Genomic DNA, 11,771 nt, shown 5'->3' with positions numbered 1-11,771 from the left:
TGTGTTCTCCTTAATACGTCAATAATCCACTTAAGGACATTTATTCACACCAACGGTTTGGTTGTGGGTTAAGCGCCAGAAAAATACTTTTTTGTTGCATATAGGCTTTGAGGCTCTCAAGGCCTTTCTCTCTTCCAAGTCCACTATCTTTAAAACCGCCAAAAGGTGTTGAGATGGAAAAAACTTTGTAGGTATTAATCCAAACTGTACCGACATCTAGGGTATCGGCTAATTTAAATGCACGAGTATAATCTTGCGTCCAAATACCGGCTGCAAGGCCATAAATAGAATCATTAGCATCATGAATCAGGCTGGTTTCATCGTCGAAAGGAATAACAACGAGCACTGGGCCAAAAATTTCCTCCTGACACACATGCGCTTGGTTAGTTAAGCCTTCGATAATCGTGGGTTCGAAATAGTGACCCGATTGCAGTGCGGGATCAGTTGGTACCTTGCCCCCGACACGAATTTTGCCCCCTTCTGCAATAGCTTGTGAGACGTAAGCTATGACACTATCTCGATGTGCAGAGGAGATCAGCGGACCAATATGTACGCGTTCTTGACGTGGGTCACCGATGATGAGCCCTTGTGTGAGTTTCGTCAGTTTTTCAATAAAAGCTTGATAGACGCTTCGGGCGACAAATAAGCGAGAACCTGCAATACAGGCTTGTCCCATTGAACTGAAAATACCATAACAAACACCGTGGGCTGCTAAATCTAAATCCGCATCATCTAAGACAATCGTTGGGGATTTTCCGCCTAATTCTAATGAGGTTCCAATCAGTTTATCGGCAGCAATATGAGCTAATTGGCGTCCCGTATTGGTGCCACCTGTAAATGAAATTTTTCGTACTAGTGGATGACGCACTAATGCATCGCCAATAATTGAGCCTTTGCCGGGAAGCACGCTTAATAATCCTGCGGGTAACCCTGCTTGTTCAAAGAGTTCGGCAAGTTTAAGTGAAACAAGAGGAGTCGCTTCTGCGGGTTTTAAAATAACTGCATTACCGGCTGCAATTGCAGGCGCAATTTTTTGCATATCACTGGCAATGGGTGAGTTCCAAGGAGTGATTGCGGCGATGACACCAAGGGGCTGGTAGGTGCTAAGGGTCATGATGTCAGGTTGGCGACGGGGTGGCAATTCGCCACCACTGACTTCACATACTGCCGCAAAATAACGGGCGGTTGCGGCGGCACTCATCACCAATCCACGGGCTTCAGCCCAAGGCTTTCCATTGTCAAGAGTCTGTAACCTGACCAATTCTTCACGTTGCTCGTCAATTAATGTACTGACTTTGAGTAGAATAGCGGCGCGTTGATGAGATGACATATGGCGCCACTTCGGGTCACGCCAAGCTTTTTCGGCGGCGATCACGGCATCTTCAACATCCTCAAGGCTAGCGCTATTGAGGGTTGCGACAACGTGGTTATCACCAGGAAAACGTGATTGCATTTGCTGACCGCGGCCTTGTTGCCATTTACCGCCGACAAAAATATCCCTGTTTTTCATTGTGCTGCTCCTGTCAGATAATGGCATTGTGTTCAGCAACTCGGCGACACATTTCGACCGCACTTAAGGCTGACAATAAAGATGTTTTAGGATTCGAGGCTAACGGTTGACCATTAAGCTCAATACAGAAACGACCAAAGTCACCGACGACTTCGATTCGATGGGTATTTTGTTGTGTTGTAGGGTCAACCATTAGCTGAACTTTTGTTGCATCCATACCTATCCCATACAGTGCGACGGTTGCGGCGACATTGGCATTGGCTGGGAAATTGAGCGCCGCTTCTCGCGCCGTTCCGCTAAAAAATACGGTTGGTTCTGATACTTGATTAAGGTCGATATATTGCTCGGCAGGGCCATTACGCCAGCTTGCGGGACTTTTTCGTGATTGATAGGTAATTTGTGTAATATTGGCTTCTTTTGCTGCGCGAAGACCATCTAACCCTGCAATGGCGCCGCTGAGTGGAATTAACTGACCATGATGTTGGCGAGCAAGATCACTTAACTCGCGAGCGAATATGGCATCAGCAAGGGCACCCGTTGAAATGATGGCTATTGTCCAACCTCGTTTAAGCGCGATGGGAGCATATTGTTTAATCGCTTGATGACTCGCGCATTCTAAAACTAAATCGGGTTTTTCGGTCACTGTCGCGAGGTCGTTGATCGGTATTACTTGGCCATGAAAACGAGTCATAATGTCATCGTGATGGCTAGGGCGAGCAACAATCCAGCGAAGTACAATTCCATTGGGTAAGCGGTCAATCACTTCATTGGCCATCGCACCATACCCAATAAGCATCAATGTTTTCATCATAAAATCCTTTAAATATGGTGACTAAAACCACCTGAAACATCCAATGCAGCGCCTGATGTAAAAGAAGCCATCGGTGATGCTAAAAAAACCAGTGCACGAGCTGGTTCTTCAGGTTTGCCTAAACGTTGCATAGGAATACCGCGTTTTTTGGCAATATCGCCAATCCAGCTCGCCCAATCGCTTGTTTTATCATTGCGATTTTCAAACCGGCGATGCCATTGATCGGACTCTACCATCCCCAGTAAAATTGAATTCACTCGAATACCTTTAGGTAGCAAGGTTTTTGATAGATTAAGTGTCATATTGAGTAATGCCGCCCGTGCCGCAGATGTAGCGACCATATGAGGCTCCGGTTGTAAGGCCAAGAGCGAATTAACACAGGTGATTGAGGCAATATTCGATTGTTCGAGTAACGGTAAAAATGCATTAACGGGATTAATAACGCCAAAAAGTTTGAGCTGTGCTTCCTGTAACCACGCTTCTTCTGGCGTATCGGCAAAGCTCGCCACATAGCCTTGTCCGGCGTTATTAATCAGTAAATCTACTTGTCCATACTGTTGTTTAACTTGTTCAGCAAATGCCAAAGTTTGTGTTTTATCTAGCACATCACAATTAACCGCCATAAACTTTTCTTGAGAATAAGTTTTTTGCAATGTGTCGAGGGCTTGTTGCAATTTATCTTGAGAGCGACCGCAAAAGGCGACTTTACAACCTTCATCGAGTAATAATTTGACTGTCGCAAAACCAATACCGGAGCTTCCCCCCGTCACAACAGCAACACGATCATGTAACTGTAAATTCATGGCACTTTCCTTTGTGAAGCTTTATTTTGTGAACTGTCTTTTGGAAAACGATTTTTGGGTGAGTCAGTACATTCCAAGGCATCTGAAAATTGCTTTAAATAGAGATTAAATTCTATCGGTGCATCAAGGTAGCTGGCATGTCCTGCTTGCTTTATCACTTTTAATGGGCATTGTTTATCGGTTGATAATTGCTGAACTTGTGCTGGTGGTGTAATGGTGTCATCTAAGCCAACAATCATCTCGACAGGGCCTTGATAAGCGTTTAAATAAAGGCTGATATCGTCATGAGCCAACATCCACGCAGCGGCTAAAAATCCTTCTGGATTGAGTTTTTGCATATTACGTTTTACCCATTCAATCTTTTCAGCGGATGCCGAAGGGGAAAGTAATGTGGCTGCACGATTTTGTGCATAAGCTTCAATACCTGAATCACAGACAATTTCACGGCGCTTATCATAAACACGATGACGTTCTTCTGGGCTTTTAGTGGCATATCCTTGTGCAGGGTTCGCCAATAATAATCCTCTAACTCTTTGTGGATGCAGAGAAGCAAAGGCACAAGCCATTAATGCCCCTAAAGAGTGCCCAACTAAAATGACTTGTTGTAATCCTAAATCATTTAAAAAATCCGTTAGCGCATCAGCATAATCAAGTGCAACAGGTGTCTGGGTTGCAAGGGGATCGCTGTCTAAATAGCCCGGCGCATCCCATGCAAATAAATGATAGTTATCTGTCAGTGATGAGTCTGCGAACTGACATATCCATGAAGTCGAACCTGAGCTGATACCATGGAGCAGGACGATAGGAAAGCCGTCACCAGATTCACGCCAATTAAGACGATATTGGCCAAATTCAGCAAATTGTAAGTTGGGGAGCTTGTCAATTGGCAGTCTCATCATTGATTTCTCCTATTATCCGCGCTTAACTTTTGATAAAGGATGATCTTCTGGATACGTCGGAATAGCGGGTTTTTGTGTACCAATCATGACGCACATTAATGCTTCTTCTTCCCCATGATTAAATAAACCACGGTAAATTCCAGCGGGAACAGAAATGAGATCGCGTTCTTTTAGTACCGTTTCAAACTCTTCATCACCATCTTTAATAAATAAGGTGATGGTGCCTTTGAGCATGAAAAAAACTTCTTCAACATCGGGGTGTAAATGCAGCGGTCCTTCACATTTCGCCGGAAGCACCATGGTCGAAAAAGTGAAATTTTCAGCGGGTACGGTATTGGTGTCGTTGGCGACTCCTGTTGCCCCTGTTCCGATATAGCGCATTTGTGCACGACGGTATTTAGGATCAAAATCCGCTTGAAACTTCAGTGCATTCCAATCGTATTTGCGCCCTTCAAAGCGTGCCACGCGAGACTCAATCCATTGCGCCATTGAAATATCTTGAGGTTTAACTTGGTTCGAAAGTTGTGACATAGTGTTCTCTCCTGATAAGACACAGATTAATCAGTATTTTTTGAGTAGCGGCAGTAATAAGAAACTGCCAACCAAACCTATAATTACGATAAATAAAAGTCCGTTATCCATATTTCCAGTGAAGGCGATAAGCATACCCATTAAGAGCGGAGCCGCTGCGCCAGCCAAGTTTCCTAGCCCATTGAAAATACCACCAGCCAGTGCACTGACTTGTTTTTGCGTTGCTTTGGCGAGTAGTGCGAAAATATTTGGTGCGCCGGCTCCCCACATAAACATGCTAAATGCCATCATCATGATGATGCTGTAGGTTTCCGTGAGAAATAACACGCCAGAAAGTCCGATAATTGCGCCGAGTAAGGATATGAAACAAACCAGTGCACGGCGGTCATAACGGTCTGATAACCAAGCACCAATTACTTCACCAAACAACATTGCGATAAAGGGAAGGGAAGATAGGATCCCTGCGTGCGATAAATCAATCGATTTACCTTTGATTAAATAACTCGGCAACCAGCCGTTCATTCCCCACAGATAGACAAGAAAGGCGATGTTAAATAGACAGATAATCCAAAAGTGTGAATTGCGCAGTAAGATGTTTCGCTGCGTTTTTGCTTCAATGATATTCGCTGTCAGGGCTTTGTTACCAATCGGAGCTACTTTTTTAGCTAGATTTGGGTGACGGATACCTATAATCACTAACCACCAAACTGGAACCGTAAAGGCTGCCATGACAAAGAACGTACTTTGCCAACCAAAATTTTGTAAAAGATATAGTGCGATAGGAAAACCCAGCGCGGCGCCTAATGGGGTACCTAAAAGCCAAAGCATGGTTGCTCGAGCCTGCATTCTTTGTGGGAATGTACGGCGCACGATGGCATATGAAATAGCGAGCAACGGCCCCTCAGCAATCCCGAGCAAAACACGTAAGAAAATCATAGTGCCATAATGGTGTGTGAAGCCCATGAGAATCATCAAGATACACCAGCTACTGACCATGAAAAGTAGCATTTTAGTGGGATGAAAACGATCGCCAATACCACTCAATAACATTGATGAAACGCCATAAGCGAATAAAAATGCGCTCATTAATAGGCCAAGACGAGTGGGGTCGAAATCAATGCCAAGGGCTTGTTGAAATTTCTCATCAGAAAATAGTGCCGCAATACTAATCTTGTCGAAAAAAGCCAGCAATACGCAAGAAAACAAGGCTATCGGGATCAACCAATTCACTTTTTCTTGAGCGTCATTTTGGACTGTCGCTTGGACGCTGGTTTGTTCTGGTATCTTGGTGTGTACAGTAATACCTTGATTTGCCATATTATCTCTCTTAGCTATACACTATTTCAGCGACATTAATGAAAAGGCTGGGTCAGCAAGCTCTGACGGGTCTAACCTGCGATTGTTTTGTATCCAACGTTTACCGAGTTTGATCGCACGTGCATCGTTAAATGCAACCATCTGCACCAATTCATTGATTTCATTGAGTGAAAAATGGATTTCAGAAGTCGAAGTATGGCGCTGAATATGTTGTAAAGCTTGCCCTGTGGGAATACCGAGAATTTGGATGTTGTCCTGATATTGATCAGACCAAAGCCAAGCTGGTTCGTTAAATTTTTCGCTTTGGCTATTTAGCATGGCTTTTGCTGTCGCAATAGCTTGGTTTTGGGCATAGGCCCAAGACTGTAAACACAACGAAAGTGTTGGATGGCATGCTACATCGCCTGCCGCATAGATATCAGCGTGGGATGTTTGCCCATGGCCATTGACGACAATACCTTGAGTGAGAGTAAGCCCGGCTTGTGCGGCTAACTCTAAATTGAGCTCGACACCAATGCCCATGACGGCAAGGTCAAAAGATTGCGTAGGTTGTTTTTGACAACCAATGTTGAGTGCAGATGTCGTTTCATCAAGGTAAATATCGCCGCAATCCGTGATGACATGCACACCGGCTTGTCGATGACGTTGCGCTAAAGCATCGGACACATTTTGGGGTACACTGCGCTCACATAGACGTGATTGACGTTCGAAAATCGTCACATCTAGCCCCATTTTTCGTGCGGAAGCGGCAACTTCTAAACCAATCCAGCCGCCCCCGATGATTGCGATTTTTTGAGCTGAAAGTAGCGCTGTGCGTAGCTGCTGCGCATCATCCCAAGAACGAAGTGCAAAAACCTGTGGGTGTATTTGCCATGCTTTTGAGAGATAACGAGGTCGTCCACCTGTGGCTATCAATAGTTTATCAAAAGCCAGTTGGCGTCCATCACTGAGCTGGATTTGTTTTTGATTACTATCAATTCGAGTCGCGCGGACAGGGCGAAACCATTGCAAATTGAGTGCATCGGTATCGGCTTCACTGAATAGGCGTGAAAGCGCTAAAGTATCTTGGGTTAATGCTGCCTTTGATAAAGGCGGCCTTTCATAGAAATCATGGATCTCATCGCTGATAACAGACAGTGTGCCTTGGTAGCCCTCATCTCTGAGTGTTTTCGCTGCCCAGCCTCCGGCTTGCCCTCCACCAATAATCACAATACCGCCTTGGATAATTGCGTCCATGGTCTACTCCTTATTGGGTTTGACTTGGCGACGAGTGTCATAATCGAGACCACCTTCAACTGCCCATTCGGTAAATGACACTAAAGAGTGTTCCAGTTCCCGCGGCTGCCATTTTTCAGTGAGGTAGTCATCATTGGTGTAGTATTCAAAAGCACCGCCCGTTGGACTATTTACATACCAAAAATAGGCAGATGAAATAGGATGACGGCCGGGGCCAATAAAGGTGCTCCATTGATGGCGGTTCATTGCTAAACCACCCCCGATGACCTCATGAATATCTCTGACTGTAAATGCCACATGATTTAGACCGCGACCACGATGGGGGAGTTTGAGTAAGAATAAGTTATGGTGGCAGCCATTGATTTGTGCCCGCAAAAATACAGCCCGATCGATATAACGGTCGGAAACCTGAAATCCTAATTTTTGGCAGTAAAATGCCTCAGTCGCGGGCAGATCATCGACAAAAAACACCACATGACCAATATTAATGGGAGTCGCTTTTTCATAAACAGGACTCGGGGCATCTATGCGGCGTATATCACCCCATTGGTTAATTGGGGAAATATCGAGTGAAACCGGTTTTTGTTGGCTAACACAAAATGCCACAGTCATGCCATTAGGGTCGCGGCATTCGGCACCATTTTCGGTTAATCGGAAACCATCACACTGTGCTATTTGCGTGATAATTTCAGCGAGTGAAGCCGTATTTTCTACCCCCCATGTGATTCGGCGTAGGGTTGAACCTGATTCAAAAGGCGCTGGAAGGGTATTATCAGCAAGGGGCGAAACGTTGATCCCTGCACCTGATAATGTCGTAAAATAAGTTGGATTATCAGCGCAAGCGTGCAGACCAAAGTCTTTAAAGAATCGAGTACAGGCAGCAACGTCTTCAACCCCGAATTCCATTTTTTCTATTCCAATCACTGACATAGTATAGCCCTCTATAGAGTAGTGTTATTGCCAGATGCGCATTTTGAGCAAACAGAGGCCGAGGCTTATGGCAATAAACCTAAAATTTTGTTGTCGATAATAAGGTGGAAGCTAAACGGCTTTGGCGGGTCTTATGCCGCCAATAAACTCCGTAAGTTTTTGTGCTGCACTGCTAACTTCATTTTGTAAACGCTGACGTTCCTGAGCTGGGATGCTATCCATTGGCACCATAATGCTGATAACGGCTTCAACTTCATTGGTTTGGTTGTAAACAGGATAAACAATCGAGGAAATACCTCGACGATAAAATGATTCGCCAAGCACATAACCGCGTAATTTGTCTGCTTGGATCATGTTCCAAAACACCTGTTTACTGCCCGCATCATCAGGTAATTCCTCATCGGGATAGAGCAAGTCAAACTCAGTACGACTTAAACTGGTTAATAACATACGACCGAGAGATGTTCGGTGCGCTGCTAACCGAGTTCCAACACTCACATGGTTAATTTTTGATTCTGCGCCGCTGACTCTGGCAATGTAAATAATGTCTCGCCCATCGCGTATGACTAAATGGCTATTGCACTGGCTGCGGTCGCGCAGCTGTTCAATAATGGGTTGGCCTAGCTGGGTTAAATCGAGTGAAGCGATATAACCCAATCCGAGACTAAGTACCTTACGACCTAGGGAAAATGCTCCCGTTCGTGGATGCTGTTCAATAAAATCTAAATGTACTAAGGTCTGAATTGCCCGATATGCAGTCGCTTTTGGCATATCGATTAAACGAAGAATTTCTGCAAAAGTCAGCTCGCGGTGCTGCTTCGCGAGGAGAAGTAGCAGTTGTAAACCTTTTTCCAAACCTGGAACTAAATATTTACATGTTGAACTCATCGTCTTAATCTCCCCGCCAAAGCGGTTTTGCTTGGTGCGATTTTGTTTTTAGTTAAAAATAAAGCCGCCATTGACAGGAATTAATTGCCCTGTGACAAAATCAGACATCGGTGATAATAAATATAAGGCGGTTCCCGTTACGTCATCAGGCATTTGTTCACCTTGTAAAGCTCGCCCATTTTCATAGAGCTGGTGGCGCTCTACAGGAACATATTCAGTAGCCTCTACTTTGGTTAATCCCGGAGCGATGGCATTAACACAGATTCGATGTACACCAAGTTCACGCGCCATTGAACGTGTCATACTGATAATGGCACCTTTACTGGCGACGTAAGCCATCAGTTTTGGGGCTCCCCATAATGCGGTATCAGAGGCAATATTTACGATCTTAGCGGTTGATGAACCTTGTTTTGATGCACACTGTTTTAATAATGGCAGCGCAGCTTTTGTGACTAACCAAGTACCTCGCACATTGACTGTCATCACCTTATCCCACAGCGTTAAATCGTACTCATCTAATGATTTTCCACCGACGCCAGTTGCTAAAGCGGCATTGTTGATTAGTCCATCAATCGAACCCTTTTTTCCAATAGTGTCAAAGGCCTGATTAATTGCATCAGGATTGGCAATATCGAATGTTAACCCTTCGGCATTTAGCCCTTCACGGCACAGCAATTCGACACTCTCTTGCAATCGGTCACTTAAAATATCGCATAAAATCACATTCGCACCTTGCCTAGCCGCCGCTTGTGCAAAGCTAAAACCGAGTCCTCTTGCGGCGCCAGTAATCACAATACGTTTTGCGGCTAATAAATCATGCATTTGACGTTTCCTTGCCATAAATCAGGTCAAATTGTTTTTTTGCTTCTCGTTGCATAATTCGGCGTAGGCGTGATAACCCCACATCATGTTGATATAAGAACTCTTGTCCGCGTGCATTTGGAGCCATGTTTTCTAAGATGATGCGGTCTTGTTCTAAAACATCCCAATGCAAGCCTTCTAAGCGATTGCGGTACATGAATCGCCATAAATCACGTTGCCAATCTTTAACTTTACGGATACGCCAGAAGAATACGCGGGTGTTGAATCTATCCTCAGGGACGACCATACCAATAATCCAGAAATGACCACCGGGTCCAAAACGTTTTTGATAGGGAATCGATAAGCGCATCCAGTTAGCACCGGTACTTGCAAATTCAACCCAATCGAAATTGACACCAATTTGGTCATTTTTACGAAAGATAAAGCCATGTTGGGTAGGGACTAAGATCATTTCTGATTGCTTATCACCATCTGCCATTGAGTGAGATGATGAATGCAAGTAGGTGCCATGCATTGGGTCCATGACATTTTCTAATGCATATTGATAGTTACAATTCCATGTGGCAGTACACAAAAAATGACTGTGATTTTCGTGGTCAGCCAACTCCTCGGGGAATTCAAGCTCTGGCGGCGTTTCATTTTCGGTTATCGCAAAATAAAGAAAAATAGCACTATTAAGTTCTTTAACGGGATAGGTTTTTAAGCACTTTTGGCCTTCAAGCGGGCATTGATTTACCGCCGGAACATCTTTAACAACGCCATCACCACCCACTTCAACACCATGGTACCAACAGGCAATACGTTCACCGAGGTTCCAGCCCATTGATAATCTAGCACCACGGTGGGGACATCTATCCTCTAGAGCATGGATTTGGCCTTTATCATCACGCCATAGCACAATTTGCTCTTCTAGACGCGTGATCCCAATGGGATTGCTATTGACTTCCCAGCTTGATAATACGGGGTACCATTGCCCTCGTAGTCCAACATCTAAGTAATCCTGAGCGCTATGAAGTTGTGTATTTGTTGTCATTGATCTGCTTCCTGTTATCGGCGGTATTATTCAAGTTATAATCGCTATGAAATAGCAGAGAATTAATACCCGTTGACTTGTAGAAACTCGCGAAAACTACTTTCACTCCATGACTGACCTTGGCGGTCAACAAGGAGCTGTTGATTCAGGGCATTAACAATATCTGAGAGTGATTCAATTCCTGATGCAAATAAGGTTTCTAAGGCGGCAATTAGGCTGGTTTCATATTCATCCGGAACTCTTGAACGGGTTTGCCAAACAATATTGGGCGCAGTACCAGGAGATTGAATGCTACCTTTACCCCCTTCGCGGGCGGGAATAATTTGATGATTTGCGGGTAAGTAAGGGTTGATGTTTTGTATCGGTTCCATTGCTATTCCTCAATTAAACTGATTTCGATTTGATTTTCGTGAACGCGTGTTTGATAAGTTTTAAGGTCGCGCCCGCCAGGCTCTCGTAAACATTTTCCTGTTTTGATATCAAAAATGGCTTCATGCAGTGGGCATTCAACTTTTCCATCTTCCACAAATCCTTGGCTGAGTAAGGCATATGCGTGGGGACAAATATCTTCCATGGCATAATATTGGTTCTCAACTAAGAAAATACCGATTTCGGTACCGTGGATCTTGGCGGAGTAGGGAAATTCTTCTTGTACTTGTGATACATCACAAACGGTAATCCAGCTCATCTCTTCCTCCATTTACCCTGATAACTATTTTGTTTCATATGTAAAACTTTGTTTATTATTTAAAACCAGACTAATTGCTAGGGTGATTACTCGTCAATCAAATGTTATTTTTATGTGATTAATTTGTGTCAAAATGTGGTGTGCGTCGTGCTTATGAGGATGTTTAGTTTCATATCAGAAACTTTATGGTTTTTTACTGGATATTGGACAATGGAATCTGATTAAGCATGATTACTGATTTTTTATACTGATTAATTAAGTTATATGAGTTTAAAATTTTAATTTAATTTATTGATTAGAAAA

General features: G+C 44.1%; 13 protein-coding genes. All 13 read right to left on the bottom strand.

Translation table 11 applies throughout. The features are described from left to right. Nucleotides 1-40: 40 nt before the first annotated feature. A complete protein-coding gene (locus AAZR93_RS06760; RefSeq protein WP_434719321.1) occupies nucleotides 41-1,510 on the bottom strand; it encodes an aldehyde dehydrogenase in 1,470 nt (489 codons plus the stop codon). A 13-nt stretch (nucleotides 1,511-1,523) separates the two neighbouring features. Then, nucleotides 1,524-2,318 carry an aspartate dehydrogenase gene (locus AAZR93_RS06755; RefSeq protein ID WP_434719320.1) on the bottom strand — a complete coding sequence of 265 codons (795 nt, stop codon included), beginning with the start codon at nucleotides 2,316-2,318 and terminating at the stop codon, nucleotides 1,524-1,526. An 11-nt stretch (nucleotides 2,319-2,329) separates the two neighbouring features. Beyond that, nucleotides 2,330-3,124, bottom strand: a complete 795-nt coding sequence (locus AAZR93_RS06750) for an SDR family oxidoreductase (RefSeq protein WP_434719319.1) — start codon at nucleotides 3,122-3,124, stop codon at nucleotides 2,330-2,332. Next, entirely contained in the window at nucleotides 3,121-4,020 is a 900-nt protein-coding gene (locus tag AAZR93_RS06745) for an alpha/beta fold hydrolase (RefSeq protein WP_434719648.1), read from the bottom strand. Before AAZR93_RS06745 ends, AAZR93_RS06750 begins: the two co-directional genes overlap by 4 nt. Nucleotides 4,021-4,035: 15 nt before the next feature. Next, nucleotides 4,036-4,554: a cupin domain-containing protein gene (locus AAZR93_RS06740; protein ID WP_294110680.1), complete on the bottom strand. Its 519-nt coding sequence runs from the start codon at nucleotides 4,552-4,554 to the stop codon at nucleotides 4,036-4,038. A gap of 30 nt (nucleotides 4,555-4,584) precedes the next feature. Then, nucleotides 4,585-5,838, bottom strand: a complete 1,254-nt coding sequence (locus AAZR93_RS06735) for an MFS transporter (RefSeq protein WP_434719647.1) — start codon at nucleotides 5,836-5,838, stop codon at nucleotides 4,585-4,587. Nucleotides 5,839-5,892: 54 nt separating this feature from the next. After that, nucleotides 5,893-7,107 (bottom strand): NAD(P)/FAD-dependent oxidoreductase, encoded by a 1,215-nt coding sequence (locus AAZR93_RS06730; RefSeq protein ID WP_434719318.1) that lies wholly within the window; start codon nucleotides 7,105-7,107, stop codon nucleotides 5,893-5,895. Nucleotides 7,108-7,110: 3 nt separating this feature from the next. Further along, a complete protein-coding gene (locus tag AAZR93_RS06725) occupies nucleotides 7,111-8,037 on the bottom strand; it encodes a VOC family protein (RefSeq protein WP_434719317.1) in 927 nt (308 codons plus the stop codon). Between the two features lie 111 nt (nucleotides 8,038-8,148). Then, entirely contained in the window at nucleotides 8,149-8,925 is a 777-nt protein-coding gene (locus AAZR93_RS06720) for an IclR family transcriptional regulator (protein WP_294110414.1), read from the bottom strand. 48 nt (nucleotides 8,926-8,973) lie between these two features. Beyond that, nucleotides 8,974-9,747, bottom strand: coding sequence for an SDR family oxidoreductase (locus tag AAZR93_RS06715; protein WP_434719316.1), 774 nt, complete (start codon nucleotides 9,745-9,747; stop codon nucleotides 8,974-8,976). Beyond that, nucleotides 9,740-10,780 carry an aromatic ring-hydroxylating dioxygenase subunit alpha gene (locus tag AAZR93_RS06710; RefSeq protein WP_336431035.1) on the bottom strand — a complete coding sequence of 347 codons (1,041 nt, stop codon included), beginning with the start codon at nucleotides 10,778-10,780 and terminating at the stop codon, nucleotides 9,740-9,742. The genes AAZR93_RS06715 and AAZR93_RS06710 overlap by 8 nt, the downstream gene beginning before the upstream one ends. 62 nt (nucleotides 10,781-10,842) lie before the next feature. After that, a complete protein-coding gene (locus AAZR93_RS06705) occupies nucleotides 10,843-11,151 on the bottom strand; it encodes a recombinase-like helix-turn-helix domain-containing protein (protein ID WP_294110422.1) in 309 nt (102 codons plus the stop codon). A gap of 2 nt (nucleotides 11,152-11,153) precedes the next feature. Beyond that, the gene (locus AAZR93_RS06700) at nucleotides 11,154-11,468 is read right to left on the bottom strand and encodes a Rieske (2Fe-2S) protein (RefSeq protein WP_294110424.1); all 315 of its coding nucleotides are present in this window, start codon (nucleotides 11,466-11,468) and stop codon (nucleotides 11,154-11,156) included. Nucleotides 11,469-11,771 lie beyond the last annotated feature (303 nt).

Origin of the sequence: Providencia sp. Je.9.19, from assembly GCF_051129765.1 — a bacterium.
In the GTDB taxonomy this organism is placed as follows: Bacteria; Pseudomonadota; Gammaproteobacteria; order Enterobacterales; family Enterobacteriaceae; genus Providencia.
Note: the sequence above shows the minus strand (reverse complement) of the source record. Positions and strands in the feature narration are given on the sequence as shown.